Source organism: Bradyrhizobium sp. i1.15.2 (genome assembly GCF_040548425.1).
In the GTDB taxonomy this organism is placed as follows: domain Bacteria; phylum Pseudomonadota; class Alphaproteobacteria; order Rhizobiales; family Xanthobacteraceae; genus Bradyrhizobium; species Bradyrhizobium canariense.
The window spans coordinates 103033-128079 of record NZ_JBEPRQ010000001.1; the positions used below are offsets into that span (position 1 = coordinate 103033).

Annotated in this window: 27 protein-coding genes; 13 read left to right on the top strand and 14 right to left on the bottom strand. The window is 64.5% G+C overall.

Features of this window, described 5'->3' with window-relative positions:
• The first annotated feature begins 60 nt into the window (after positions 1-60).
• Together ABIB80_RS00500 and ABIB80_RS00505 are read left to right on the top strand one after the other, a co-directional pair.
• Positions 61-444, top strand: coding sequence for a carboxymuconolactone decarboxylase family protein (locus ABIB80_RS00500; protein ID WP_007597318.1), 384 nt, complete (start codon positions 61-63; stop codon positions 442-444).
• Positions 445-666: 222 nt separating this feature from the next.
• Entirely contained in the window at positions 667-1563 is an 897-nt protein-coding gene (locus ABIB80_RS00505) for an NAD(P)-dependent oxidoreductase (RefSeq protein WP_354126835.1), read from the top strand.
• A 401-nt stretch (positions 1564-1964) separates the two neighbouring features.
• Here ABIB80_RS00505 and ABIB80_RS00510 read toward each other — a convergent pair whose 3' ends face one another.
• Positions 1965-2291, bottom strand: coding sequence for a DUF1330 domain-containing protein (locus ABIB80_RS00510; protein WP_354126836.1), 327 nt, complete (start codon positions 2289-2291; stop codon positions 1965-1967).
• 134 nt (positions 2292-2425) lie between these two features.
• Positions 2426-3124, bottom strand: a complete 699-nt coding sequence (locus ABIB80_RS00515; protein ID WP_007597325.1) for a winged helix-turn-helix transcriptional regulator — start codon at positions 3122-3124, stop codon at positions 2426-2428.
• Positions 3125-3306: 182 nt separating this feature from the next.
• Here ABIB80_RS00515 and ABIB80_RS00520 point away from each other — a divergent pair, with 182 nt between their 5' ends.
• Entirely contained in the window at positions 3307-3825 is a 519-nt protein-coding gene (locus ABIB80_RS00520; RefSeq protein ID WP_354126837.1) for an SRPBCC family protein, read from the top strand.
• Between the two features lie 57 nt (positions 3826-3882).
• Here the strand turns inward: ABIB80_RS00520 and lysA are convergent, their stop codons facing one another.
• From lysA to argH, 3 genes are all read right to left on the bottom strand, one after another.
• Positions 3883-5148 (bottom strand): diaminopimelate decarboxylase, encoded by a 1266-nt coding sequence (lysA, locus tag ABIB80_RS00525; RefSeq protein WP_354126838.1) that lies wholly within the window; start codon positions 5146-5148, stop codon positions 3883-3885.
• Positions 5149-5171: 23 nt separating this feature from the next.
• Positions 5172-5462 (bottom strand): LPS translocon maturation chaperone LptM, encoded by a 291-nt coding sequence (lptM, locus tag ABIB80_RS00530; protein WP_007597331.1) that lies wholly within the window; start codon positions 5460-5462, stop codon positions 5172-5174.
• 94 nt (positions 5463-5556) lie between these two features.
• Positions 5557-6954 (bottom strand): argininosuccinate lyase, encoded by a 1398-nt coding sequence (gene argH, locus ABIB80_RS00535; RefSeq protein ID WP_219680488.1) that lies wholly within the window; start codon positions 6952-6954, stop codon positions 5557-5559.
• A gap of 106 nt (positions 6955-7060) precedes the next feature.
• Between argH and tlpA the strand changes: the two genes are divergently transcribed.
• Positions 7061-7750 (top strand): thiol:disulfide interchange protein TlpA, encoded by a 690-nt coding sequence (tlpA, locus tag ABIB80_RS00540; protein ID WP_354126839.1) that lies wholly within the window; start codon positions 7061-7063, stop codon positions 7748-7750.
• A gap of 10 nt (positions 7751-7760) precedes the next feature.
• Here tlpA and ABIB80_RS00545 read toward each other — a convergent pair whose 3' ends face one another.
• The 6 genes from ABIB80_RS00545 to ABIB80_RS00570 form a co-directional block, all read right to left on the bottom strand.
• Positions 7761-7955, bottom strand: coding sequence for a putative motility protein (locus ABIB80_RS00545; protein WP_007597338.1), 195 nt, complete (start codon positions 7953-7955; stop codon positions 7761-7763).
• Between the two features lie 145 nt (positions 7956-8100).
• On the bottom strand, positions 8101-8982 hold the full coding sequence (locus ABIB80_RS00550) for a 3-hydroxybutyryl-CoA dehydrogenase (RefSeq protein WP_007597339.1): 882 nt from the start codon (positions 8980-8982) through the stop codon (positions 8101-8103).
• Between the two features lie 192 nt (positions 8983-9174).
• The gene (locus tag ABIB80_RS00555; RefSeq protein ID WP_007597340.1) at positions 9175-10119 is read right to left on the bottom strand and encodes an electron transfer flavoprotein subunit alpha/FixB family protein; all 945 of its coding nucleotides are present in this window, start codon (positions 10117-10119) and stop codon (positions 9175-9177) included.
• Positions 10119-10868, bottom strand: a complete 750-nt coding sequence (locus tag ABIB80_RS00560) for an electron transfer flavoprotein subunit beta/FixA family protein (protein ID WP_007597346.1) — start codon at positions 10866-10868, stop codon at positions 10119-10121. Before ABIB80_RS00560 ends, ABIB80_RS00555 begins: the two co-directional genes overlap by 1 nt.
• Positions 10869-10992: 124 nt before the next feature.
• Positions 10993-11565, bottom strand: coding sequence for a cob(I)yrinic acid a,c-diamide adenosyltransferase (locus ABIB80_RS00565; protein WP_354126840.1), 573 nt, complete (start codon positions 11563-11565; stop codon positions 10993-10995).
• A 1-nt stretch (position 11566) separates the two neighbouring features.
• Positions 11567-11761 (bottom strand): twin transmembrane helix small protein, encoded by a 195-nt coding sequence (locus ABIB80_RS00570; RefSeq protein WP_027514161.1) that lies wholly within the window; start codon positions 11759-11761, stop codon positions 11567-11569.
• Positions 11762-11965: 204 nt separating this feature from the next.
• On the opposite strand from ABIB80_RS00570, the gene ABIB80_RS00575 reads away from it, so the two are divergent.
• On the top strand, positions 11966-12859 hold the full coding sequence (locus tag ABIB80_RS00575) for a YihY/virulence factor BrkB family protein (RefSeq protein ID WP_007615318.1): 894 nt from the start codon (positions 11966-11968) through the stop codon (positions 12857-12859).
• On the opposite strand, the gene ABIB80_RS00580 is transcribed toward ABIB80_RS00575, so the two are convergent.
• Both ABIB80_RS00580 and gluQRS read right to left on the bottom strand, forming a co-directional pair.
• On the bottom strand, positions 12786-14093 hold the full coding sequence (locus ABIB80_RS00580) for an ATP-binding protein (RefSeq protein ID WP_354126841.1): 1308 nt from the start codon (positions 14091-14093) through the stop codon (positions 12786-12788). The genes ABIB80_RS00575 and ABIB80_RS00580 overlap by 74 nt on opposite strands.
• Before the next feature lie 104 nt (positions 14094-14197).
• Entirely contained in the window at positions 14198-15070 is an 873-nt protein-coding gene (gene gluQRS, locus ABIB80_RS00585; protein WP_354126842.1) for a tRNA glutamyl-Q(34) synthetase GluQRS, read from the bottom strand.
• 111 nt (positions 15071-15181) lie between these two features.
• Here gluQRS and ABIB80_RS00590 point away from each other — a divergent pair, with 111 nt between their 5' ends.
• Positions 15182-15835, top strand: a complete 654-nt coding sequence (locus tag ABIB80_RS00590; protein WP_354126843.1) for a DNA-3-methyladenine glycosylase family protein — start codon at positions 15182-15184, stop codon at positions 15833-15835.
• Here the strand turns inward: ABIB80_RS00590 and ABIB80_RS00595 are convergent.
• Positions 15832-16719, bottom strand: a complete 888-nt coding sequence (locus ABIB80_RS00595; protein WP_354126844.1) for a LysR family transcriptional regulator — start codon at positions 16717-16719, stop codon at positions 15832-15834. The two genes, ABIB80_RS00590 and ABIB80_RS00595, sit on opposite strands and share 4 nt — an antisense overlap.
• Before the next feature lie 176 nt (positions 16720-16895).
• On the opposite strand from ABIB80_RS00595, the gene ABIB80_RS00600 reads away from it, so the two are divergent.
• The 7 genes from ABIB80_RS00600 to ABIB80_RS00630 all read left to right on the top strand — a co-directional run bounded on the left by ABIB80_RS00600 (position 16896) and on the right by ABIB80_RS00630 (position 24896).
• Positions 16896-17870: an NAD(P)H-dependent flavin oxidoreductase gene (locus tag ABIB80_RS00600; RefSeq protein WP_354126845.1), complete on the top strand. Its 975-nt coding sequence runs from the start codon at positions 16896-16898 to the stop codon at positions 17868-17870.
• A 33-nt stretch (positions 17871-17903) separates the two neighbouring features.
• A complete protein-coding gene (locus ABIB80_RS00605) occupies positions 17904-19088 on the top strand; it encodes an ABC transporter substrate-binding protein (protein WP_007597363.1) in 1185 nt (394 codons plus the stop codon).
• A 22-nt stretch (positions 19089-19110) separates the two neighbouring features.
• Positions 19111-20619: an acyl-CoA synthetase gene (locus ABIB80_RS00610; RefSeq protein ID WP_219680510.1), complete on the top strand. Its 1509-nt coding sequence runs from the start codon at positions 19111-19113 to the stop codon at positions 20617-20619.
• A 177-nt stretch (positions 20620-20796) separates the two neighbouring features.
• Entirely contained in the window at positions 20797-21117 is a 321-nt protein-coding gene (locus ABIB80_RS00615) for a hypothetical protein (protein WP_219680512.1), read from the top strand.
• Positions 21118-21129: 12 nt separating this feature from the next.
• Positions 21130-21759: a general stress protein gene (locus ABIB80_RS00620; protein WP_007597374.1), complete on the top strand. Its 630-nt coding sequence runs from the start codon at positions 21130-21132 to the stop codon at positions 21757-21759.
• Between the two features lie 251 nt (positions 21760-22010).
• A complete protein-coding gene (locus tag ABIB80_RS00625; RefSeq protein WP_219680515.1) occupies positions 22011-23786 on the top strand; it encodes an NAD(P)/FAD-dependent oxidoreductase in 1776 nt (591 codons plus the stop codon).
• 132 nt (positions 23787-23918) lie between these two features.
• The gene (locus ABIB80_RS00630; RefSeq protein ID WP_354126846.1) at positions 23919-24896 is read left to right on the top strand and encodes a peptidyl-alpha-hydroxyglycine alpha-amidating lyase family protein; all 978 of its coding nucleotides are present in this window, start codon (positions 23919-23921) and stop codon (positions 24894-24896) included.
• Positions 24897-25047: the final 151 nt, after the last annotated feature.

Here is a 25047-nt window from a genome sequence, read left to right on the forward strand (position 1 = left end):
CAACCCCGTAATTTCCGCGCCGCCAGCCAAGAAAAACGCAAGAGAAGCAAAGGAAACGCCATGGACAAGAAGATGCATGACAAGGGCCTGGAAGTCCGCAAAGCGGTGCTGGGCGAGGCCTATGTCAACAACGCCCTGAAGACCGTCGACGATTTCAACCGTCCGTTCCAGGAGATGCTCAACGAATATTGCTGGGGCACCGTGTGGGGCCGCGAGGAGCTGCCGCGCAAGACCCGCAGCATGCTCAACATCGCGATGATCGCGATCCTCAATCGTCAGCACGAATTCCGCGCGCATCTGAAGGGCGCCCTCACCAACGGCGTCAGCCGCGACGAGATCCGCGAGATCCTGATGCAGGTCGCAATCTATGGTGGCATGCCGGCCGCGGTCGACAGTTTTCGAATCGCGCGCGAGGTGTTCGCGGAGATCGACGGCAAGGCGTGAGCGGTGCCGGCGTGAGGGACGGGGACGCGACGTCCCTCTCCCACGTCGTCCTGGCGAAAGCCAGGACCCATAGCCCCCGGCAGGTGTGGTTACGGGGACTCGGAGTTGCCACTTCGCGCCACAACCTCTCCCTGGGGTAATGGGTCCTGGCTTTCGCCAGGACGACACCGAGGATGGATGCGCGCGATCAACAACAACGAACATTCAACACAAGGAAACACCATGGACATCGGATTCATCGGCCTCGGAAACATGGGTTTCCCGATGGCGCGGCGGCTGATCGAGGCCGGCAACCGGCTCGTCGTGTTCGACACGCGCCGGGAGGCCGTCGACAAGCTGGTGGCGCGCGGCGCCATCGCGGCGATGTCGCCGAAGGAGGTCGCCGACCAGGTCGAGACGGTCATGGCGAGCCTGCCTTCGCTGCAGGCGTCGCTCGCGGTTGCGACGGGACCGGACGGCGTGATCGAGGGAAGCCGCGTCAAACGCTTCATCGATCTCTCCACCGTCGGCTCGGCGATGGCAGTGAAGATTCACGGCCTGCTCGCCAAGCATGACATCGTGCAGATCGACTGCCCCGTCTCCGGCGGCGTCGGCGGCGCCGAGAAGGGCACGCTCGCGGTGATGGTCTCGGGGCCGAAGACCGAGTTCGAGCTGCTCAAGCCCGCGCTCGACATCATCGGAAAGGTGTTCTTCATCGGCGAGAAGCCCGGCGCGGCGCAGACCATGAAGCTCGCCAACAACTTCTTGTCGGCCACCGCGATCGTGGCGACCTCGGAAGCGGTGGTGATGGGCGTCAAGGCAGGGCTCGATCCTGCCGTGATGATCGACGTCATCAATGCCGGCTCCGGCATGAACACCGCAAGCCGCGACAAGTTTCCGCGCGCGGTGCTGCCGCGCAGCTTCGACTTCGGCTTCGCCACGGGACTGATGGTGAAGGACGTGCGGCTGGCGCTGGAGGAGATGAAGCAGCTCGGCCTGTCGATGGAGGTCGCAGATGCGGTCGGGCGGTTGTGGGAGACGGTCCTCAGCGCGGAAGGCGCCGAGTCCGATTTCACCGCGGCGATCAAGCCGATCGAGAAGAAGGCGGGCGTCGTGGTTGGCGGCAGGCCACCCAGCTAGCGCCAACACGAGAACGCAGCGCCGACGACCGGCGCTGCGCTGTCCTCCTTGGATCGATCTGCTACGTGCGGCGTCTGCCAAGGTCCGGAAGGTCGATCGGCTGCTCCAGTTGCAGGGAGGCCGAGCCCCCGCTGCATTTGATGTACTTCTCGTCGCACCTGCGCATGCACCGTCTCTCGCTCGAGCATTTCGCAGAGGTGTTGTTGCAGCTGACCCATGTGATGTCGCACCGCGTGACCCGGGCCGACGCGACGCCGGAAAGTCCGAGCAGGAAGGCCACGCTGCAAGCTACGAAAAGCATGCGAAGCAGGCCAGCGCCGGCGAGTGAACCGTTCATTCCAATCTCCTGTGTTGGCCGGGCACGTCTGCGCCTGCGGCCGAGTGTTTGACGAAGACGCAGTTCAAGCCTTGGCGAGATAGGGGATCGTGCCGGCCAAGTCCGTATCGTCGATCAACTGGAAGCGGCTCTCGCTGCCGCCCCTGCGCGCTGCCGCGAAGCGGCCGTAGGCGGGATCAGCGACGAAGGACTCCGCTGCCTTCGCGGTTGGAAACGACATGATCGCGATCAGCGATGTGTCGAGAGGGGCACCTTCAAGGGTTTTCACATTGCCGCTGCGGGAAAGATACTTGCCGCCATGCTTGTGCACCAACTCGTGGACGGACGCTCCGTAGTCCGGCACCCACTTTCCGTCAGTCACTTTGATGTCCGCGATCAGATACGCTGTCATGTCGTGTCTCCTGGCTCGAGTTCAGCTCCGCGTTGATACAGGCGGGCATCATTTGGGTGCCAGAACACGGCGCGGGCTCGCCAGTACGGGAACTGTAGCGGGGCGATACAAATACTGAATTGCGCCGCCCTGGATCAGCTCGCCAGCTTGCGTTCCTTGGCGAACGGGCTGAGGCCCAGCCAGCTTTGCATGGCCGCGGCAAGCTGCCGGTCGCCGGTGAGCAGCATCCGCCGGCTTGCGACGGCCGCGCGCACGGTATCGAGTCCCATCCAGATCGCCGTCATGGTGCGCAGATCAACCGACACGTAAAGGTCGACGTCGAAACCGGGATCAATCGAGCAGAGGTCGACGCCGTCGTCGGGATCGACGATCAGCCACCACAATCGCTGCGTCGAAGGCATTTCCGGATAGGCGAACTGCAGCACGCTGCGGCGGGTCGGCATCGGGGTCGTGTTCAGATTCCGCCGCATGTCCCACATCAACAGCTGGACATCGAGATGCTGAAGCGACAGATGCGACTCGATGCGGCGCTGGCCCCAGATGCCGAACGCCTCGACGATGGGGCCGAGTTCGCGTCCGGCGGCGGTCAGCTGATACTCGATCACGCCGCGCTCGGAAGTCGACGGCTGGCGGATCACGATGCCTGCAGCTTCGAGTTCCTTCAGGCGCTGGGAAAGCAGCGCAGGCGACATGCGGGGAACGCCGCGGCGCAACTCGTTGAACCGGGTCGAGCCGGCGACGAGTTCACGTAGCAGTACGACGGTCCAGCGCGTGCATAATATCTCGGCCGCCATCGCGACCGGACAGAACTGCCTGTAGCTGCCGATGGTCATGCGGGCCTCCGTGACAAGCGAAGGCGCAAGCTTAGGGCCGCGGCGCGCGGCTTCCTAGTTCAGTTTCTGTATCAGCAGCGATTCATTCTCTGAACTGGCCGCGGACCGTGGTGAGCGTCTATTCGACCGGCATTGGCAAGCCGGCCGCCGCAATCACGGCCCGCCGGACACAGGAGATTACCATGAAGAAATACGATTCAGCGGCTTCCAGATTGCTCGTTTCGGTTCGCAGCGCCGCGATTTGCACCCTCGGCCTGGGCGTCGGCGTCATGCCGGCATCCGCAGCCAATCTGACGAGGAGCATCGAGGTCAGCAGTGCTGCGGCCGAGGTGTGGTCCGTCATCGGGCCGTTCTGCGCGATCAAGGATTGGCTGCCGCCGGTGGGGCAGTGCATTGCGGACGGCAAGTCGCCGCCAACCCGGACGCTCGTCACCAGGGACGGCAAGGCTTCGTTCGTGGAGACGCAGACTGCGCGGAACGACAAGGACTTCAGCTATTCCTACGCGTTCCTGTCGAGTCCATTGCCGGTGAGCCAGTACAAGTCGACCATCAAGGTCACAGCAAAGGGTGAAGGCGCGTCGGTGGTGACATGGACCGGCATCTACACGCCCGACCCGGGGCGGGAGAAGGAAGCGGTCGATGCCCTCGGCGGCGTCTATGATTCCGGCCTCGCCGCGATCAGGGACCGGTTCAAGAAGTAGGGGTCAATGCAGCGATGGGCGCAGCGCTAGCTGCGCTCATCGTGGACAATCACAGCCTCACAGCCACGGCGCCGGCGTATCCATCGCGATCAATTGCTCGACCTCGATGCGCGGACGCACGACGGCGTACTGGTCGCCCTTCACCAGCACCTCGGGCACCAGCGGCCTCGTATTGTAGGTGCCGGCCTGCACCGCGCCATAGGCGCCGGCGGTCATGATGGCGATCAGGTCGCCGGGCTTTGGCGTCGGCAGCGTGCGGTCGAGCGCGAGGTAGTCGCCGGTCTCGCAGACCGGGCCGACGACGTCGGCCATGATGGTCGCGGCCCCCTTCGCAGGCTGCGTCACCGGCAGAATGTCGTGATGGGCCTCGTACAGCGTCGGACGGATCAGATCGTTCATGGCGGCGTCGATGATGACGAAATTCTTGCCGTCACCGTGCTTCACATAGATCACCTTGGCGACCAGAATGCCGGCATTGCCGACGATCATGCGCCCCGGCTCGAACATCAGCGTGCAGCCGAGATTGTGGCTGACGCGCTTGACCATGGCGGCATAGGCGTCGGGCGCCGGCGGCGCCTCGCGGTCCATGTAATAGGGAATGCCGAGGCCGCCGCCGAAATCCACATGCGAGATGTTGTGGCCGTCGGCGCGCAGCGTCTGCACGAATTCGGAGAGGATGCGGAACGCGATCTCCATCTTGGAGAGGTCAGTGATCTGGCTGCCGATATGCACGTCGGTGCCTGTGACCTCGATGCCCGGCAGCTTCGCGGCGCGGGCATAGACCTCGCGGGCATGCGTAATCGGGATGCCGAACTTGTTCTCGGACTTGCCGGTCGAGATCTTTGCATGCGTGCCGGCATCGACGTCAGGATTGACACGGATCGAGATCCGCGCGGTCTTGCCCGTCTCGGTCGCAAGGCGCGACAGCAGCTCGAGCTCGGGCTCGGATTCGACGTTGAGGCAGAGGATGTCGGCGGCCAGCGCGGCGCGCAGCTCGGCTTCCGTCTTGCCGACGCCGGAGAACAGGATCTTATTGGCGGGAATGCCGGCGGCCAGCGCGCGCTTCAATTCGCCGCCGGAGACCACGTCCGCGCCGGCGCCGAGCCTGGCCAGCGTGCGCAGTACCGACTGGTTGGAATTCGCCTTCATGGCGTAGCAGACCAGCACCTTCTCGCCGGCGAAAGCGTCGGTGAAAACCCGATAGTGCCGCTCGAGCGTCGCGGTCGAATAGCAATAGAACGGCGTGCCGACGGTTGCGGCCAGCTCGGACAGATTCACCGCCTCGGCGTGCAGCACGCCGTTGCGATAGTCAAAATGGTTCATGGCGTTGGCTCAGTTGCCCCAGCCTATCGGCTGGGTCTTTCGTCCAGCAGCGGGTCGAGGATGAACGGTCTCTTTTTGCCCTTGGTCGCCGCCGGTGCGGCGTCCGCGCCATAGGTGGGATTGAACACGCTCGGCGTCCTCTCGGCTTCGGTCTCGGTGTCGGTCGGTGGCGCGATGTTCGCCGTGGACGCGCTGGAGGCGGTCGGCGGCAGATCCAGCGGGCCCTTGCGGCCACAGCCGGCAAGCGCGAGCGCCGTCAGGCTCAAGACAATGATGGCCCACCCCGAGCCGGCCGGGCGAAACTTTGACGTCACGACGAAATCCCCACTACGCGCGGCGCACCATACAGAGATTGGCGCGCTCTGGCGAGACCCGGATGATCATGAAACATAAGCGAAATTTTGCCCCTCAGCCCAATTTTCGCTCTTTTTCCAGCCGCCTCAGCCAGGCCTTGGCCTGCGATGCCACGTTCTTCGGTGCGGTGCCGCCGAAGCTGGTCCGGCTCTTCACCGACGATTCGACCGAGAGCACGCCGAGCACGTCTTTCGTGATCTTCGCTTCGATTGCCTGCATCTCCTTGAGCGGGAGCTCGTGCAGCGCCACGCCGCCCTCGGCGGCTTTCGCGACGATGCGGCCGGTGACGTGGTGGGCCTCGCGGAACGGCATCTTCAGCGTCCGCACCAGCCAGTCGGCAAGATCGGTCGCGGTGGCGTAGCCCTCGCCTGCAGCAAGCTTCATCTTCGCTTCATCAGGCACGAGATCCCGGACCATGCCGGTCATGGCGCGGATGGCGAGCGACAGCGCGGCGAAGCCTTCCATGGCGCCCTGCTTGTCCTCCTGCATGTCCTTTTGATAGGCGAGCGGCAGGCCTTTCATCACGATCAGCAACCCATTGAGCGCGCCGATCACGCGGCCGGTCTTGGCGCGCACCAGCTCGGCGGCGTCAGGATTGCGCTTCTGCGGCATGATCGAGGATCCCGTGGTGAACTTGTCGCTGAGGCGGATCATGCCGACCAGCGGCGAGGTCCAGATCACGATCTCCTCGGCGAAGCGCGACATGTGCACGGCGCAGATCGAGGCCGCCGACAGCGTCTCCAGCACGAAGTCGCGATCGGAAACCGCATCGAGCGAGTTGGCCATCGGACGATCAAAACCGAGCGCCTTCGCCGTGGCGTGACGATCGATCGGGAACGAGGTACCGGCGAGCGCCGCAGCTCCGAGCGGGGATTCGTTCAGCCGCTTGCGCGCGTCCTGGAAACGGCCGCGATCGCGCGCGGCCATCTCGACATAGGCGAGCAGATGGTGGCCGAAGGTCACCGGCTGCGCGGTCTGCAGGTGCGTGAAGCCGGGCATGACCGTTCCGGCATGCTCCAGCGCGCGCTCGACCAGCGCCTGCTGGAACGCGGCGAGTGAGGCGTCGGTCTCATCGAGGACATCGCGGACATAGAGACGGAAATCGGTCGCGACCTGGTCGTTGCGCGAGCGCGCGGTGTGGAGGCGGCCGGCGGCGGGGCCGATCAGCTCGGACAGCCGGCTCTCCACATTCATGTGAATGTCCTCGAGCGCGCGCTTGAATTCGAAGCCGCCCTTGCCGATCTCTGACAAAATCGTGTCTAGACCCTTGCCGATATTTTTCGCATCAGAGGCTGTGATGATGCCCTGCGCGGCCAGCATCGCGGCGTGGGCCTTGGACGCGGCAATGTCCTGGGCAAAGAGGTGACGATCGACGTCGATGGAGACGTTGATCTCTTCCATGATCTCGTCGGGGCGTTCCGAGAACCGGCCGCCCCACATCTTGTTGCTCATGATCCCCTGCTCACGCCTTGCCTGTCGCCGCCGCACGTTTGCTGACGGCTGCCAGCCGTATTAAGAGGCCTCTGATAGCCATATCTGCGACCGGATGACAAACGATATGCTCGACCCCAACGACAGGCTCGACCAACGGACAGCACGGTCGGCCACGCGCCGTATCCCCGCCGTCATCGCCACCGTGGTGGTCGGAGGCCTGGCTGGCTTTGCCGCGCTGTACGGGCTGGGCCTGGGCCGGGCCCCATCCGGCGATCCCGCCTGCCGGACGGCGGTGAACACCGCACAGAAGATCGCCCCGCTCGCCCATGGCGAGGTAGCGGCGCTGACCATGGCGACCGCACCGCTGAAGCTGCCGGACCTGGCCTTCGAGGACGCCGACGGCAAGCCGAAGAAGCTGTCAGATTTCCGCGGCAAGACGCTGCTGGTGAACCTCTGGGCCACCTGGTGCGTGCCATGTCGAAAAGAGATGCCGGCGCTGGACGAGCTCCAGGGCAAGCTGTCAGGCCCGAATTTCGAGGTGGTGGCGATCAATATCGATACCCGCGACCCCGAGAAGCCTAAGACGTTTCTGAAAGAGGCCAATCTTATCAGGCTCGGCTATTTCAACGATCAGAAAGCCAAGGTTTTTCAGGATCTTAAGGCGATAGGCCGGGCCTTGGGCATGCCCACCTCGGTGCTGGTCGATCCTCAAGGCTGCGAGATCGCGACGATCGCGGGGCCGGCGGAATGGGCGAGCGAGGATGCGCTCAAGCTGATCCGGGCTGCGACGGGCAAAGCCGCCGCGTCGTTCTAAGCGATGATGTTTAGGCGGTGACGTTGATGTTGCCGCCGACGCCGGCGCCGACATTGGCGAGCGAGGGCTGTCCGGCGCCGAGCAGCGTCAGGACGGTGGATTTCTCCGCATCCGCGTTCTGCTTCATCAGCGTCGCCGAGATATTCGACTGCAGCGCGCCTTGCTGAGAGGCCAGCATGCTGCTGACCATCGCCATCATGTCCATTACGCAAACCCTCGTACCGCGCGTAACCTAGAGGCGAGCGGTTAACGGGACATGAATTGTCACGAAGCGCTGTAGGGGGCTTTGTCCGTGTTCCGGACGCGGGCGGCACGAAGTGACGCACCGCAGAGCCGGGGCACGAGACCGCTTATCTCGTCGGAACCGGCTTGGCGCCGCGATAGTCATAGAAACCGCGTTGGGTCTTGCGACCGAGCCAGCCCGCCTCGACGTATTTCACCAGCAACGGGCACGGGCGGTACTTGGAGTCGGCGAGGCCCTCATGCAGCACCTGCATGATCGACAGGCAGGTATCGAGACCGATGAAATCGGCGAGCTCCAGCGGGCCCATCGGATGGTGCGCCCCGAGCTTCATCGCCGCGTCGATCGCCTCCACGTTGCCCACGCCTTCGTACAGCGTGTAAATCGCCTCGTTGATCATCGGCAGCAGGATGCGGTTGACGATGAAGGCCGGGAAATCCTCGGAGACCGCGACCTGTTTGCCGAGCTTGCCGACGAATTCCTTTGACGCCTCGAAGGTCTGGTCGTCCGTGGCGATACCGCGGATCAGCTCCACCAGTTCCATCAACGGCACCGGATTCATGAAGTGAATGCCGATGAAGCGTTCGGGCCGGTCGGTGGCGGCGGCGAGCCGGGTGATCGAGATCGAGGAGGTATCGGAGGCAACGATCGCCTCCGGCTTCAACACGGCGCAGAGATCGTGGAAAATCTTGCGCTTGACCTCTTCCTTCTCGACCGCGGTCTCGATCACGAGATCGCAGTCTGCGAGATCGTCCAGCTTTTCGCCGGCCACGATACGCGCCATCGCCTTGGCTTTGTCGTCCTCGCTAACGGCTTTCTTGGAGACCTGGCGCGTCAGGTTACCGTTGATCGTGGCCATGCCTGACTTGAGGCGGTCGGTCGAAATGTCGTTGAGCACCACGTCGAAGCCGGCCAGCGCAGCGACATGCGCGATGCCATTGCCCATCTGCCCCGCGCCGATCACGCCGACCTTCTTGATTACTGCCGCCATAATGTCATCCACCGGAACGGCGCGCTATCAACCGCGCCTGCCTATCCCCCGAGCCGGGAGATCCGATTTAATCAGAACCCGGCCTCGAAACCTAGATTGGATCGCTTCGAAGGCGTGTCCCACGCCAAAGAAAACGCCTCAAAAAGCAACACCGGCCGGAGTTTATAGCTCCGGCCGGTGTTTTAGCGCGTTTTACTTGCCGAGCTTGCCGAGTTCGGCGGTCAGCTCCGGAACCGCCTGGTAGAGGTCGGCGACCAGGCCGTAATCGGCAACCTGGAAGATCGGCGCGTCCTCGTCCTTGTTGATCGCGACGATCACCTTGGAGTCCTTCATGCCGGCCAGATGCTGGATCGCGCCGGAAATGCCGACCGCGACATAGAGCTCGGGGGCCACGACCTTGCCGGTCTGGCCGACCTGCCAGTCGTTCGGCGCATAGCCCGCATCCACCGCGGCACGCGAAGCGCCGACACCGGCGCCGAGCTTGTCGGCGAGCGGCTCGATGTACTTTGCGAAGTTCTCGCGGCTCTGCATGGCGCGGCCACCGGAGACGATGATCTTGGCCGAGGTCAGCTCGGGACGGTCGCTCTTTGCGACTTCCTCGCCGACAAAGGACGACAGGCCCGGATCGGCCGCCGCCGCGACGCTCTCGACCGACGCGCTGCCGCCTTCGCCCGCTGCAGCGAAGGTGGAGGTGCGCACCGTGATGACCTTCTTGGCGTCCTTGGACTTCACCGTCTGGATGGCGTTGCCGGCGTAGATCGGACGCTCATAGGTGTCGGGGGCGACCACCTTGGTGATTTCCGAGACCTGCATGACGTCAAGCAGGGCCGCGACGCGCGGCATCACGTTCTTGAAGCGCGAGGTCGCGGGCGCGACGATGGCGTCGTAGCCGGGAGCCAGCGAGACGATCAGCGCGGCCAGTGGCTCGGCCAGATCGTGCGCGTAAAGCGCGCCGTCGGCGAGCAGCACCTTCTTCACACCGGCAAGCTTTGCGGCCGCGTCCGCCGCGGCCTTCGCATTCTCGCCGGCCACCAGAACCTCGACATCCGCGCCGAGCGCGGCCGCTGCGGTCAGGGCCTTGTTGGTCGCATCCTTGAGCGACGCATTGTCGTGTTCGGCAATCAGAAGCGTCGTCATCAGAGCACCCCGGCTTCGTTCTTGAGTTTCGACACCAGCTCGGCGACGTCCTTGACCTTGACGCCCGCCTTGCGGCCCGCCGGCTCGGTCGTGTTGAGAACCTCTAGGCGCGCGGTGAGATCGACGCCGTAATCGGCGGCGGTCTTGTCCGCTATCGGCTTCTTTTTGGCCTTCATGATGTTGGGCAGCGAGGCGTAGCGCGGCTCGTTGAGACGGAGATCGGTGGTCACGATCGCCGGTCCCTTCAGCTTCACGGTCTGCAAGCCGCCGTCGACTTCGCGGGTGACCTTGAAGTCGCTTCCTTCAACCTCGAGCTTCGAGGCGAAGGTCGCCTGCGACCAGCCGAGCAGCGCGGCCAGCATCTGGCCGGTCTGATTGCTGTCGTCGTCAATCGCCTGCTTGCCGAGAATGATCAGGCCCGGCTGCTCTTCGTCCGCAATCTTCTTCAGGATCTTGGCGACGGCGAGCGGCTCGACCGCGCCCTCGGCCTTCACCAGGATGCCGCGATCGGCGCCCATGGCGAGACCGGTGCGGATCGTTTCCGACGCCTGCGCCGGTCCGATGGAGACCACCACGACTTCGGTCGCCTTGCCGGCTTCCTTCAGGCGCAGCGCTTCTTCGACCGCGATTTCGTCGAACGGGTTCATGGACATTTTGACGTTGGCGAGTTCAACGCCCGATCCATCGCTCTTGACGCGGACCTTGACGTTGTAATCGACCACCCGCTTTACCGGCACCAAGACCTTCATCGATCCTCTTTCACTCAATCTGGGAGGGGGTTATCAACTGGCGCGGAACCTAAAGGCCTGATCCGGCCCGGTCAACGCGCGAAGGGGTCTAATTTTAGCGCTCAGAAATGCGCGGCCCAATGGGTCAGCGATTCTGGCCCGGAACCCAGAGCACGTCGCCGGCACCGTTGTCGTTACTGGCGCGGCTCGCGACGAACAGGAAGTCTGACAGGCGGTTCATATACTGGATGCCAGCGGCACCCACAGGCTCTTCCGGCCGGGCCGCGAGTTCCACCATCACGCGTTCCGCCCTGCGGCAAATCGTACGGGCGGCATGGAGGGTGGCGGCGGCTGGCGTGCCGCCCGGCAGCACGAAGGAGGTCAACGGCGCCAGCTTGTCGTTGAGCGCGTCGATGTCGCGCTCGAGCCGCTCGACCTGGCTCGCCACGACCCGCAACCGCTCCGCCTTGCCCTCACGTTCGGGCACCGCGAGGTCCGCGCCGAGGTCGAACAGGTCGTTCTGAATCCGCCCGAGCATTGCGTCGAGTTCGGGCGCATCCTTTGTGTACAGACGGACGACGCCGATCGCGGCATTGGTCTCATCGACCGTGCCATAGGCCTCGATGCGCAGATCATATTTCGGCCGGCGCTCACCCGAGCCGAGCGCTGTCGTGCCGTCGTCACCGGTTTTCGTATAGATGCGGTTGAGCACGACCATGTTAACGCCCCATCGCCCACACGGCGACCATCGCGATGACGATCGCCACGAACTGAAGCAGCACGCGCCAGCGCATCAGCTTCTGCGAGGTGTTGGGCGAGCCGCCGCGCATCATGTTGATGAGACCGAGCAGCAGCACCAACGCCACGGCGCCGACTGCGATCGGCAGGATGAAAGTACTCAGGAGAGATGCCATTGAAGGGTAAATAACACCCTCCGCGCCGGTCCGCCATGGCGTTCCCGATCTGGCTTTTAAGCCAATAATATCAGAAGCTAGCTGGATGATTTCCGATTTGCGCGAATTGCCCATCCTCTTGACCTCTCCCCGCCCGCGGCGAGAGGTCGGAATGCGCTCCCCGCACGCGGGAAGAGGAAGCGGCAACAGCAGTGCAGGTGGCGCGTGAAGGCAATCCGCACCATCTACGTCGTCGTGATGGACGCGTTCTACACGTTCCTGGCCGACGATGGCTGGGCGATCGCGAGCCACATCGCGCTGTCGACGCTGATGGCGCTGTTCCCGTTCCTGATCGTGCTGACCTCACTCGCCGGCTTCTTCGGCTCCAAGGAACTCGCGGACCAGGCCGCAAGCCTGATGCTCCAGGTCTGGCCTAAGCAGGTCGCGGATTCGATCTCGGGGGAAGTCCACGACGTGCTGACCACGACCCGCACCGGCCTATTCACCATCGGCGCGGTGCTGTCGGTCTACTTCGCCTCCAACGGCGTCGAGGCGCTACGGGTCGCGCTCAACCGCGCCTATGCGGTGGTGGAGATGCGGCCCTGGTACTGGCTACGGCTGGAATCGATCGCCTACACGCTGATTGCGGCCTTCACCGCGCTCGCCATGGCATTCCTGATCGTGCTCGGGCCGCTGCTCATCGAGGCCGCGCGTGCGCACATTCCGCTGTTCGTTGAATCCAACGAGAGGATCCTCACCTGGCTGCGCTACGGCATCACCGTCGCCGCGTTGGTGGTGGCGCTGATCATCCTGCATACTTGGCTGCCGGCGGGACGGCGCCGGTTCCTCCAGATCCTGCCCGGCATCGTCTTCACCATCGTGGCGTCGCTGATCTCGGGCATCGTGTTCGGCCAGTACCTCGCGCGCTTCGCCAACAATTACGTGACGATGTATGCGGGGCTCGCCTCGGTGATTATCGCGCTGGTGTTCCTGTACTTCATCGCCGCGATCTTCGTTTTCGGCGGCGAGCTCAACGCCGCGATCATCAAGTCGCGGCTTCCTCACGGCGTGTCGCTGCAAGCAGCGCAGTCGCTAGCGCCCGCGGAGACACAGGCTTGACCAGAAAGGCGTCGGCGCCGGCCTCGCGTGAGGCGACTTCGTCTTCGCCGCGACCTGACACCCCGATGATGGGGATCTGAGCCAGCGGCGTCGCCATGGTGCGGATCCGCCTGATCGCCTCGACGCCATTAATGCCCGGCAGCACCATATCCATCAGCACCGCGTCGAAGGCGCCCTGCGCGAGCCGGTTCACCGCGTCCTCGCCGCGCCCGATGAACTCGGCATGATGACCGAGCTCGGTCAGGATGGTGTTGAGCACGACGCGGCCGAACGGATTGTCCTCGACGCTGAGCAAGCGCAGCGCCGGGACCGCATCCATCTCGGCTTCGCCCTTCGACTTGCGGGACTTGCCCGATCCCGTGGCACACACCGACACCGTCAACGTGAAGGTGGCGCCGCCGCCGGGCCGAGGGGCGACCGTGATGTCGCCGCCCATCGCGCGCGCCAGTTGCTTCACCGACGACAGGCCCAGTCCGGCGCCGCCGAAGCGCGAGGCAATGGTGACATTGGCTTGGGTAAACGGCCGGAACAACCGTTTGATCTCGGCCATGGTGAGGCCGATGCCGCTGTCGGACACGGCGAAGGCGACGCCGACCTTGCCTTTGCCCTTTGCTTTGCCTTGGCTCTTGGTCTTGGTCTTGGTCTTGCTCTTGACGGAACGCCAAGGCGCGACCGTGAGCGCCACGCCGCCGTGCTCGGTGAATTTCACGGCATTGTCGATCAGGTTCTCGAGCGCGGCGCGCAGGCGGACGGGATCCCCGACTACCAGCCCCGGCAGCTTCTCCGAGATATCGACCTCGGCCTGGAGACCCTTGGCCGCGGCGCGACCGGCCAGCGAATCGCCGGCGTTGCGGGCGAGGGTCCGCAGGTCGAACAAATCCTGCCGCAGCGAGCTTCCACCTCCGACGCTTTTGCCGGTCCCCTTGCCGGTTCTGGCGGCATCGACGAACAGGGTGGCAAGGTTCGCCAGATGCTCGGCACCGGCCTTGATCGTGTCGGCCCAGCGTCTTTCCCGTTCGCCGAGATCCGAAGTCGCGAGCAAGTCGCTGATCGCGAGAATGCCGGTCAGGGGGGTGCGGACCTCATGGGCGAAGGCGGCAAGCGCGGCCTGGACGACGTCCGGCTCGGCCCGCTTGATGCTGCGCTTGCGCAACCGGGCGGTCGGCCCGGAGCGCTTCCGAGCCACTCGCTTGGACGTCCCCGTAGTGCGCGCTCCGCGCGTTTTCGCCGCCATAACTCCCCTTCGAAGTATCCCCCTTCGAACCCGGGCCGTGAGGTGAGCATGGCACGGCGGAACACCCGGAGTCACGGCGGCGTTTGGCTAACCCCCAGAGAAACTTAACCTAATCCCACCAGCTGGCGGATACCGGCCGGCATGGCGCCGGCAGCGCGCAATTCACGTAGGCCGGTCGAGCTGGTTGATTTCGACAGCTTCCGGCCGGCCTCGTCACGAAGTAGCCCATGGTGACGGTAGACGGGTTCGGGCAGGCGGAGCAGAACCTGAAGCAGACGGTGGACCGAAGTGGCGTGGAACAGGTCCTGGCCCCGCACGATCTCGCTGACGTCCTGGAGCGCATCGTCGACAACGACGGACAGATGGTAGCTGGTCGGCGTCTCCTTGCGGGCCAGAATGACGTCCCCCCAGGCTTCTGGCCGCGCCGGGACGACGCCACGCTCACCATCGGGCCCCACGCCCAGTTCGTTCCAGCTCAGGCCGGCGGCGCGGCGGCAGGCGGCCGCCATGTCGAGCCGAAGCGCATAAGGCGCGCCGGTGTCGATGAGGCGGTCACGCTCGTTGGCGAACAGCGATCTGGCGGCGCCGGGATAGAGCGGCGCGCCATCGGGATCGCGCGGCCACGGCCCATCCGCTTCACGCGCCGCAACCTGCCTTGCGATCTCGGCGCGGCTTTCGAAGGCGGGATAAACCAGGCCGAGCGCCGAGAGCCTGTCCAGCGCCGTCCGATACGCGTCGAGATGCTCCGACTGCCGCCGCACCGGCGTCTCCCAGGCAATGCCGAGCCAGGCGAGGTCTTCGTAGATCGCAGTCTCATATTCCGGCCGGCAACGCGTCGCGTCGATGTCCTCAATGCGGAGCAGCAACCGCCCGCCAGTCTCTCGCGCGCGGTCGGAATTCAACAGCGCTGAATAGGCGTGGCCGAGATGCAGGTAGCCGTTCGGACTGGGGGCAAATCGGAAAACGGGTGGCGACATATGCACAAATCTCGTCATGGCCGGACTTACCCGATCATCCATCTCCAACACTCTGTTACGATAGGAGATGGATGCGCGGGTCAAGCCCGCGCATGACAAGTTGAGCAAGCGATGACCATCCACCTCGAGACCCAGTCCGACCTCGAAGAAGCCGTCCACTCGCTGGTCAAGCGCGATCCGCGCCTCAAGCCCGTGCTCGCAATCGCCGGCATGCCGGCGTTGCGGCGGCGCGAGCCGGGCTTTGCGGGGCTTGCCCATATCGTCTGCGGGCAGCAGCTCTCCACAGACAGCGCCGCGGCGATCTGGGGGCGGCTGTCGGCGGCTTTCGATCCATTCGACCATGACGCGGTCCGCCGCGCCCGCACCGACCGGCTGGGGCGGCTCGGCCTGTCCGCAGCCAAGATCAAGACGCTGAAACATCTCGCGCGCGAGATCACCGCACAGCGGCTGAACCTCGACGTGCTCGCCGAAGAAGACGCCGATGCCGCGCATCACACGCTGATCGCACTGCCCGGCATCGGACCCTGGACTGCGGACGTCTATCTGCTGTTCTGCCTCGGCCATGGCGACGCCTGGCCGGCCGGCGATCTCGCCGTCCAGGAAGGCATCCGCATCGGGCTCGGCTTGCAGGCGCGGCCGACGGAGAAGCAGATGGCGCCGCTCGCCGAACCCTGGCGTCCCCTGCGTGGTGCGGCGGCGCATCTGTGGTGGAGCTATTATCGCGCGGTGAAAAAACGCGAAGGCGTGCTCGCCGGATCAGCTTAGCCCCGCAGCCTAACGCGATCGGTCCGGGCGCAATCGGCGACGAAGTCGACCACGGCCCGCACCGCCGGCAGCTCGACGAGGTCGGGATGGGCCAGCAGCCACAGGTCCGCCACGCTGGCGAGCTTCTGCGGCGCGACGCGCACGAGATCGGGATAACTTTCGGCGACAAAGCACGACAGGGCGGAGATTCCGAGTCCGGCGTGGACCGCCGCCAGCATGTCGCCCTGCGACGAGCAGCGCATCACCACCCTGGCCTGACGCGTGACGACGTCGCTCCAGCGCGCAAGCTGGATGTTGGAGGTCTGGTCGGCGAAACCGATGACGCTGTGCCCCTTCCACTCGCCGCGCCGTTCCGGCAAGGACCGCCCGCCGGCGTAGTCCCGCGAGGCGTAGAACCCGGTGCCGAGACGGCCGATCTTGCGGCCGACCAGATTTTCCTCGCCGCTGTCGAAGGGCCGCAGCACCACGTCCGCCTCGCGCCGGCGCACGCTCGCCGGAAACGGATGGGTGATGATCTCGAGCTGGACGTGATCATGCGCGCGCAGGAAAGCAGGCAGGCACGGCATCAGCCAATGCGACGCCAGCGTCGCCCCGATCGACAGCTTGACGGTCCCGCGCGCCTTATGCCCTCCGGCCGAGACTGCCGTCTCCGCCCGCAGCGCGGCCGCCGCCATCGCCTCGGCGTGCTCGCGCAATGTCCGTCCATCCGCGGTCAGCGCCAGGCCGTCGGCGGCGCGTGCCACCAGCCTGGTGCCGAGCTGGGCTTCCAGCGCCGCGATCTTGCGACTGACGGTGGGATGGCTGCTGTGCAGCCGGCGTGCCGCGCCGGTGAAGCTGCCGGTTTCGGCGACGGCGACGAAGGTCTTGCAAAGGTCCCAGTCCATAAGCGGCCTCTGTTCAAATCTGAATAGTCGTCCGTTCAATATTGAACGATCGGAGGCCGCACTCCAACCCCTATAATGGCGTCAAATGAAACATGGGCGGCAACTCGCCCGCGACGACCAACAGGGAAACGCCTCGTCATCCGCCTGCCGGCGGGCTGCGTTTCCGGGAGGACATCATGGCGCTGCCCGCTCTCTTGAAGGAGTCGCTCGAGCTGCCCGTGGTCGGCTCGCCGCTCTTCCTCGTCTCCGGTCCCGAGCTGGTGATCGCCCAGTGCAAGGCCGGTGTCGTCGGCTCGTTTCCGGCGCTCAATGCCCGTCCGGTGGAAAAGCTCGACGAGTGGCTGAACCGCATCGAGGACGAACTCGGCGAATACAAGTCGCGCAATCCCGGCAAGAAGGTCGCGCCCTACGCCGTCAACCAGATCTGCCACGCCTCGAACGACCGGCTGATGAAGGACATGGAGACCTGTGTGAAGCACAGGGCGCCCATCATCATCACCTCGCTACGGCCGCCCGCCGAACTCGTCGAGGCCGCGCATTCCTACGGCGGCCTCGTTTTCCACGACGTCGTCAACGTCAAGCACGCGCGCAAGGCCGCCGAGCAAGGCGTCGACGGCCTGATTCTGGTCTGCGCAGGCGCTGGAGGACATGCAGGAACGCTCTCGCCTTTCGCGCTGGTACGTGAGGTCAAGCAATGGTTCGACGGCGGGATCCTGCTGTCGGGCGCAATCAGCGACGGATTCGCAATCGCTTCCGCGCTGACACTGGGCGCCGACCTCGCCTATATGGGCACGCGCTTCATCGCGACGAAGGAAGCCAACGCTGACGAAGCCTACAAATCCGCCCTGACCCAGCACGCTGCGCACGACATCGTCTACACCAACCTCTTCACCGGCGTGCACGGCAACTATCTCGGCCCTTCGATCGCTGCGGCCGGGCTCGATCCGGACAATCTGCCTGCCGCCGACAAGACGAAGATGAACTTCGGCTCCGGCGGCAACATGAAGTCCAAGGCGTGGCGCGACATCTGGGGCTCCGGCCAGGGTATCGGCCAGATCGCCGACGCGCCGCCGGTCGCCGAGCTCGTCGACCGGATGAAACAGGAATTCGACCAGGCCCGACAGGATTTTCTGATGCGCGTCAGCGCCTGACGTCTCGGACCGACAATAAAACGGGAGGACACCATGAAGCTCGCAGCCGCACTGATCGGCATGTCGCTGCTGACGCTCGCTGGCGGCAGCGCCCACGCCGAAGGCAGCGACGAGATCCGCATCGGGCAGACCCTGCCCTACAGCGGTCCGGCCTCTGGCTTCGGCGCGATCGGACGGACGCAGGAAGCGTTCTTCGAGAAGGTCAATGCCGAAGGTGGCATCAACGGCCGCAAGGTCAAGTTCATCACGCTGGACGACGCATATTCGCCGCCGAAGACCGTCGAGCAGACCCGCAAGCTGGTGGAGCAAGAGGAGGTGCTGATGATGTTCGGCTCGCTCGGCACCGCCACCAATAGCGCCGTGCAGCGCTATCTCAACGCCAAGAAGGTGCCGCAGCTATTCGTGCTCTCCGGCGCCACCAAATGGGCCGATCCACAGAAGAACCCGTGGACGATGCCGGGCATGGCGGCCTACGAATCCGAGGGCGTGGTCTACGCCAAATATATTTTGCAGGCCAAGCCCGACGCCAAGATCGCGATCCTGTCGCAGAACGATGATTTCGGCCGCGATTATGTGGCGGGGTTCAAGCGAGCGCTCGGGCCCAAGGCCGCAAGCATGATCATCGCGGAGGCGAGCTACGAGACCAGCGCGCCGACGATCAGTTCGCAGCTCTCGACGCTGAAGGCGTCAGGCGCCAACGTGCTGTTCGGCGTCGTGCTCGGCAAGTTCACCTCGCAGATGGTCAAGGGCGTGGCCGAGATCGGCTGGAAGCCGGAGCTGTTCTTCGTGCCGACCTCGGCGTCGTCGATCTCGTTTCTGGAGCCGGCGGGCCTCGACAACGCCGTTGGTCTGATCTCGTCGAGCAACCAGAAGGACACGATGGATCCGCAATGGGCCGACGATCCCGGCGTGAAGGAATACTTCGCCTTCATGAAGCGCTACATGCCGACCGCGGACCTCTCCAACTCCAACTACGCCGCGGGCTATCACTATGCCACGCTGCTGATGACGGTGCTGAAGGCGTGCAAGGATGATATCAGCCGCGACAACATCATGCGCCAGGCGGCCTCGTTGAAGGACGTGACGTTGCCGCTGCTGCTGCCGGGAATGGCTGTTGCGACCGGCCCCGACGACTATCTGCCGTTCCAGCAGCTTCAGCTCCGGCGCTTCAATGGCAAGAGCTGGGTCAGCTTCGGCGACGTGCTGGATGATCGCTAGACGAGCGGAATGAGGAGACGCCATGATCATCAGCGGCGAACGCCAGATCAGCTATGACGACATCCGGGCCCGGATCAAGCGGGCGATGAGCGGCTTCCGCGCCCTGGGGCTCGCCGAGGCCGCGCCGGTCGCGATGATGCTACGCAACGATTTCGCCCTCTTCGAGGTGGTTGCGGCCTCCGCCGCGCTGGGCAGTCCGGTGGTGCCGATCAACTGGCATCTGAAAGCCGAGGAGGTCCGTTACATTCTGGCCGACAGCGGGGCGAAGATCCTGGTCTGCCATGCCGATTTGCTGCCGCAGATCCGTGAAGGCATACCTGCCGATGTCCTTCTCCTGGTCGTCGCGACCCCGCCCGAACCCGCAGCGACCTTCTCGATCCCTCGGGAGCTGACCGAGATCCCGGTGGGACTGACCGATTGGGACCGCTGGCGCGACGACCATCCGCAAGCGCAGGAGCCGCCGCGGCGCGCGGCAGCAATGATCTACACATCGGGGACAACGGGCATGCCGAAGGGCGTGCGGCGCATGCCGATACAGCCCGAACAGGCGGCCGCCTCGGAACGTGTGGGCGGGATCGCCTACGGCATCAAGCCGCGGGAAGACCAAATCGTGCTGATCAACGGGCCGATGTATCACTCGGCGCCGCATTCCTACGGCATGCTGGCGTTCCGCAGCGGTTGCACCATCATCCTCCAGGCGCGGTTCGATCCCGAGGAGCTGCTGGCGCTGATCGAGCGCCACCGCGTCACGCACATTCACATGGTACCGACCATGTTCGTCCGGCTGCTGCGGTTGCCCGAAGCGGTCAGGCAACGTTACGACCTGTCGTCCCTGCGTTTCGTCGTGCACGGCGCCGCGCCCTGCCCGCCAGACGTCAAGCGCGCTATGATCGACTGGTGGGGACCGGTCATCAACGAATATTTCGGCTCGACGGAGACCGGGATCCCGGTGTGGCACTCGGCCGAGGAAGCCCTGAAGAAGCCCGGCACGGTCGGCCGCGCCATCGAAGGCGGCATCGTCAGGATCTTCCGCGATGACGGCAGCCAGTGCGGTGCCAACGAAGTCGGCGAAATCTACATGCGCCAGACGGCAGTGCCCGATTTCGACTATCACGGCAGGTCGCAGGCAAGGGCCGAGGCCGGTCGTGACGGCCTCGTCAGCGTCGGCGACGTCGGTTACCTCGACGCGGACGGCTATCTGTTCCTGTGCGACCGCAAGCGCGACATGGTGATCTCCGGCGGCGTCAACATCTATCCCGCGGAGATCGAGAACGTGCTGATCGGAATGCCCGGCGTGCGCGACTGTGCCGTGTTCGGCATCCCGGACGCGGAATTCGGCGAACGGCTGTGCGCCTTTGTCGAGCCTGAATCCGATGCCGAGCTCTCGGCCGACGCTGTCCGATCGTTCCTGCGCGAGCGGCTTGCCAATTTCAAGGTGCCAAAGGACGTCGAATTCCGCGACGCTCTGCCGCGCGAGGCAACGGGAAAGATTTTCAAGCGCAAACTGCGGGAGCCCTATTGGGCGGCGTGAAAGCAGGCGACGCGTCCGAGAGAGCGCGACCGTATAAACGGGAACGAGTGGCAATCGTTCCTGGGCCTCTTCAATATCGACCAGTTTGAAGACCCGCGCTTCCGTCGCAAATGGCAGAGCAACCAATTCGAATCTCGTCTGTTGTCGACCGGCACAATCACTGCCGGAGGATAAACTATGTCACGTCTAGTTTCGCTCGCTGCAGCTGTCCTGCTGCTCGGATCAATGCCCGTAAGCGCACAGTCGCAAAAGGCACAAAGCGGCCCGGGCAACAACGCCGTCAACAGCTCTGATCACAACAACTCCAACGCACCGGTTGCAGGCCGCAACAGCTTCACCGAGGGACAGGCGAAGTCGAAGATCGAGGGCGCGGGCTATTCCAATGTTTCCGGCCTGCAAAAGGACGACAATGGCGTCTGGCGCGGCAAGGCCGACAAGGCCGGGACCAAGGCGGACGTGAGCGTCGACTTCCAGGGCAACGTGAACCCCGCCAAGTAAGGAGGATCAAACATGACCACCACCATTTCTCGACTCTATGACACCTATCCGGATGCGGAACGTGCGGTCAGGCGTCTGGAGGCCGCGGGCGTGCCGCACTCCGACATCAGCATCGTCGCGAACAATTCCGATAATTGGTACGGCTCCTCCACCGCCAAGGTCGACCGCGATCGCGACGGCGTCGACGATCGCGCCGAAGGCGCCGGCACGGGTGCCGGCATCGGCGCTGGAATCGGCAGCGCGGCGGGCCTGCTTGCAGGACTCGGCTTGCTGGCCATTCCGGGGCTCGGACCGGTAGTTGCCGCCGGATGGCTGGCTTCGACCGCAGTTGGTGCCGCGGCCGGCGCCGCGACGGGCGGCATCGTTGGCGCGCTGACCGAAGCCGGCGTCTCCAAGGATGATGCGTCGCGCTACGCGGAAGGCGTCCGTCGTGGCGGAACGCTGGTATCGGCCCGGGTACCCGACCAGGACCGCACGCGTCTCGATGCCCTTCTGCACGAGAAGGCCGTGAACCTGCAGGAACGGAGCACCGCCTGGCAGAAGTCCGGCTGGAATGGCTTCGATGCCGCAAGCCCACCGCTGTCTCCTGACGATATCGGCCGTGAGCGCGAGCTGTACGGCACTGGGATGCGGGGTAGGTAGGGATGTTCGCTCGCCGCTACGCGAGCGGCTGTGAATCCCAAGAGCGCGAGGGAGGCTCCACCAAGGTGGAGCCTTTTTCGCGTGCCCCTCCTTGAAACCACGAGGGTGCCGCAGGTCTCTCTCAACGGGTGCATTCCGCTGAAGCAGGGGCACATGTTCTCACTGCTCGGGTAATCGGCTATTGGCCGTCTGCGAAACAGTATAGCTTTCGACCCTAGAGGAAACGCCGCGAAGACGGCACGAGGTCGCGCATGCTGGACAGGACGAAGGATATTGCCGCATCCGCGCAAGCCTGGCTCGATGAATTTGAGCGCACGCTTGGCGCACCCGATGGCGCTGGGCTGGATCGTCTGTTCCTCGCCGACTGCTATTGGCGCGACGCGCTGGCATTCAGCTGGAACCTGCAAACGATCGCCGGCGGCGGCTCGATCGAGCGGGAGCTGACAACGCTCGCCGCAAAGGTCGCGCCGGGCAGCTTCAAGATCGCGCCGAACCGCCCGCCACCGCGCTGGGTGACGCGTGCCGGGACCAACAATATCGAAGCGATCTTCAATTTCGAAACCGCACTGGGGCGCGGCAGCGGCATCGTCAGGCTTGTGCCCGACGCCAACGACGGCGACCGCCTGAAAGCGTGGACGCTCCTCACCGCGCTCGACGAGCTTAAGGGCTTCGAGGAGCAGCTCGGCACCTCGCGGCCGCGCGGCCAGGCCTATTCACGCGACTTCCGTGGACCGAACTGGCTCGACCTGCGCAGCGCCTCGCGCGACTACACCGATCGCGATCCCACCGTGCTGGTGGTCGGCGGCGGCCAGGCCGGGCTCGCAATTGCGGCGCGGCTGAAGCAGTTGAAGATCGACACACTGATCGTCGATCGCGAGGCACGGATCGGGGACAATTGGCGCAAGCGCTATCACGCGCTGACCCTGCACAACCAGGTGCAGGTCAATCATTTGCCCTACATGCCGTTTCCGCCGAGCTGGCCGACCTATATCCCCAAGGACAAGCTCGCCAACTGGTTCGAAGCTTACGTCGACGCGATGGAGCTGAACTTCTGGACCGGCACCGAATTCGAGGGCGGCGCCTACGACGATGCGAAAGGCCACTGGACGGTCACACTGCGGCACACCGCCGGCAGTGAGCGTATCATGCACCCCCGCCATGTGGTGATGGCAACCGGCGTCAGCGGCATCGCCAATGTGCCTGTTATTCCGACCCTCGAAAACTTCAAGGGCACGCTGCTGCATTCGAGCCGCTACGAGGACGGCGAGAGCTGGACGGGCAAACGCGCCATCGTCATCGGCACCGGCAATAGCGGTCACGATATCGCGCAGGATCTTCACTCCAGTGGCGCCGACGTGACGCTGGTGCAGCGTTCACCTACGCTCGTCACCAATATCGAGCCGTCGGCCCAACTCGCTTATGCGACCTACAATGAGGGCACGCTCGAGGACAATGATCTGATCGCCACCTCGATGCCGACGCCGCTGGCGAAGAAGACCCATGTGATGCTGACGGAGCAGTCGAAGGAGCTCGACAAGGAGCTGCTCGACGGATTGCGGCGCGTCGGCTTCAAACTCGATTTCGGCGAGGCCGGCACCGGTTGGCAGTTCAAATATCTCACCCGTGGCGGCGGCTATTATTTCAATGTCGGCTGCTCCAACCTCATCGTCGAGGGTGCGATCAAGCTCAGGCAGTTTTCCGACATCGAGGGCTTCGTCACCGAGGGCGTCCGGATGAAGGACGGCGCAAGCCTTTCGGCCGAATTGATCGTGCTCTCGACCGGTTACAAGACGCAGGAATATCTGGTGCGGAAACTGTTCGGCGGCCGCGTCGCCGAGCGAGTCGGCCCGATCTGGGGTTTTGGCGACGGCCTCGAGCTGCGCAACATGTATGCGCGCACCAGGCAACCCGGCCTCTGGTTCATCGCCGGCAGCCTCGCACAATGCCGGATCAACTCGAAATATCTCGCGCTGCAGATCAAGGCGATCGAGGAAGGGATTTTGGGGCGTGAGGCGGGCACGGCTTAAGCCTCGTCATTGCGAGCGCAGCGAAGCAATCCAGAATCTTTCCGCAGAGACAGTCTGGATTGCTTCGCTGCGCTCGCAATGACAGTGTGGAGACGATCGCGCATCGCCGATACGAATAAGAGGAGAACACCCATGCCAGCCATTCTCGGCACCGGCGAGCACCGCTACCGCGTCGTTGAGAACTTCGCAAAGCTGCCGGACGGATGGCAGCTCACCGACGTCGCCTCGGTCGCAGTCGACAGCAAGGACCGCGTCTACGTCTTCAACCGCGGGGCCCATCCGATGGTGGTGCTGGACCGCGACGGCAATTTCTTGCGCAGTTGGGGCGAAGGCCTGTTCTCGCGCGCCCATGGCCTGCATATCGATGCCGACGACAATCTCTATTGCACCGATGACGGCGACCACACCGTGCGCAAGTGCACCACCGACGGCAAGGTGCTGCTGACGATCGGCATCCCCGAAAAACCGTCGCCGTTCATGAGCGGCGATCCGTTCCACCGCTGTACCCACACTGCACTGTCGCCGAAGGGCGAAATCTACGTCTCCGACGGCTATGGCAATGCGCGCGTGCACAAGTTCACGCCCGATGGCGAACTGATGACAAGCTGGGGCGAGCCCGGCACCGATCCCGGCCAGTTCAACATCGTGCACAACATCGCCACCGACGCCGACGGCTTTGTCTATGTCGCCGACCGCGAGAACCACCGCGTGCAGGTGTTCGACGGCAACGGCAGGTACGAGACGCAGTGGAACAATCTGCACCGCCCCTGTGCGCTGTGCTGTTGCGGTGGGGCTAAGAGCCCGACCTTCGTCATCGGGGAACTCGGCCCTGGCCTGGCGGTCAACCGCAAGGTGCCCAATCTCGGCCCGCGGTTGTCGATCGTGGACGCCAAAGGCAACCGCATCGCGCGGCTTGGCGGCGAGGCAGGCCCGGGCATTGCGAGCGGCAAGTTCCTGGCACCGCACGGCATCGCGCTGGATTCCAGGGGTGACATCTATGTCGGCGAGGTCGGCGTCACCGACTGGAAGACCAGCTTTCCGGATGAGGAGATGCCGGCCGCGGTGCGGGCGACGCGATGTTTGCAGAAGCTGGAGCGGGTGCGGGAGTAGCTGCCTCGGCACATCCACGTCGCGCTGTCAGGATGACGCGGCCTCCATAGCCTCGGACCTGGAAATCACGGCGTTTTGCGCGGTTTGCCACCCCCGGCCGCATTGCTTGTGCCGGAATAAGTCGCTCAACGGGCTTCACAATCCCGTCACG

What these genes read in the sequence shown, in the direction of transcription:
- ABIB80_RS00500 (WP_007597318.1), top strand. Translation starts at nt 61, where the DNA reads ATGGACAAGAAGATGCATGACAAGGGCCTGGAAGTCCGCAAAGCGGTG.
- ABIB80_RS00505 (WP_354126835.1), top strand. Translation starts at nt 667, where the DNA reads ATGGACATCGGATTCATCGGCCTCGGAAACATGGGTTTCCCGATGGCG.
- ABIB80_RS00510 (WP_354126836.1), bottom strand. Translation starts at nt 2,291, where the DNA reads ATGACAGCGTATCTGATCGCGGACATCAAAGTGACTGACGGAAAGTGG.
- ABIB80_RS00515 (WP_007597325.1), bottom strand. Translation starts at nt 3,124, where the DNA reads ATGACCATCGGCAGCTACAGGCAGTTCTGTCCGGTCGCGATGGCGGCC.
- ABIB80_RS00520 (WP_354126837.1), top strand. Translation starts at nt 3,307, where the DNA reads ATGAAGAAATACGATTCAGCGGCTTCCAGATTGCTCGTTTCGGTTCGC.
- lysA (WP_354126838.1), bottom strand. Translation starts at nt 5,148, where the DNA reads ATGAACCATTTTGACTATCGCAACGGCGTGCTGCACGCCGAGGCGGTG.
- argH (WP_219680488.1), bottom strand. Translation starts at nt 6,954, where the DNA reads ATGAGCAACAAGATGTGGGGCGGCCGGTTCTCGGAACGCCCCGACGAG.
- tlpA (WP_354126839.1), top strand. Translation starts at nt 7,061, where the DNA reads ATGCTCGACCCCAACGACAGGCTCGACCAACGGACAGCACGGTCGGCC.
- ABIB80_RS00545 (WP_007597338.1), bottom strand. Translation starts at nt 7,955, where the DNA reads ATGGACATGATGGCGATGGTCAGCAGCATGCTGGCCTCTCAGCAAGGC.
- ABIB80_RS00550 (WP_007597339.1), bottom strand. Translation starts at nt 8,982, where the DNA reads ATGGCGGCAGTAATCAAGAAGGTCGGCGTGATCGGCGCGGGGCAGATG.
- ABIB80_RS00555 (WP_007597340.1), bottom strand. Translation starts at nt 10,119, where the DNA reads ATGACGACGCTTCTGATTGCCGAACACGACAATGCGTCGCTCAAGGAT.
- ABIB80_RS00560 (WP_007597346.1), bottom strand. Translation starts at nt 10,868, where the DNA reads ATGAAGGTCTTGGTGCCGGTAAAGCGGGTGGTCGATTACAACGTCAAG.
- ABIB80_RS00565 (WP_354126840.1), bottom strand. Translation starts at nt 11,565, where the DNA reads ATGGTCGTGCTCAACCGCATCTATACGAAAACCGGTGACGACGGCACG.
- ABIB80_RS00570 (WP_027514161.1), bottom strand. Translation starts at nt 11,761, where the DNA reads ATGGCATCTCTCCTGAGTACTTTCATCCTGCCGATCGCAGTCGGCGCC.
- ABIB80_RS00580 (WP_354126841.1), bottom strand. Translation starts at nt 14,093, where the DNA reads ATGGCGGCGAAAACGCGCGGAGCGCGCACTACGGGGACGTCCAAGCGA.
- gluQRS (WP_354126842.1), bottom strand. Translation starts at nt 15,070, where the DNA reads ATGTCGCCACCCGTTTTCCGATTTGCCCCCAGTCCGAACGGCTACCTG.
- ABIB80_RS00590 (WP_354126843.1), top strand. Translation starts at nt 15,182, where the DNA reads ATGACCATCCACCTCGAGACCCAGTCCGACCTCGAAGAAGCCGTCCAC.
- ABIB80_RS00595 (WP_354126844.1), bottom strand. Translation starts at nt 16,719, where the DNA reads ATGGACTGGGACCTTTGCAAGACCTTCGTCGCCGTCGCCGAAACCGGC.
- ABIB80_RS00600 (WP_354126845.1), top strand. Translation starts at nt 16,896, where the DNA reads ATGGCGCTGCCCGCTCTCTTGAAGGAGTCGCTCGAGCTGCCCGTGGTC.
- ABIB80_RS00605 (WP_007597363.1), top strand. Translation starts at nt 17,904, where the DNA reads ATGAAGCTCGCAGCCGCACTGATCGGCATGTCGCTGCTGACGCTCGCT.
- ABIB80_RS00610 (WP_219680510.1), top strand. Translation starts at nt 19,111, where the DNA reads ATGATCATCAGCGGCGAACGCCAGATCAGCTATGACGACATCCGGGCC.
- ABIB80_RS00615 (WP_219680512.1), top strand. Translation starts at nt 20,797, where the DNA reads ATGTCACGTCTAGTTTCGCTCGCTGCAGCTGTCCTGCTGCTCGGATCA.
- ABIB80_RS00620 (WP_007597374.1), top strand. Translation starts at nt 21,130, where the DNA reads ATGACCACCACCATTTCTCGACTCTATGACACCTATCCGGATGCGGAA.
- ABIB80_RS00625 (WP_219680515.1), top strand. Translation starts at nt 22,011, where the DNA reads ATGCTGGACAGGACGAAGGATATTGCCGCATCCGCGCAAGCCTGGCTC.
- ABIB80_RS00630 (WP_354126846.1), top strand. Translation starts at nt 23,919, where the DNA reads ATGCCAGCCATTCTCGGCACCGGCGAGCACCGCTACCGCGTCGTTGAG.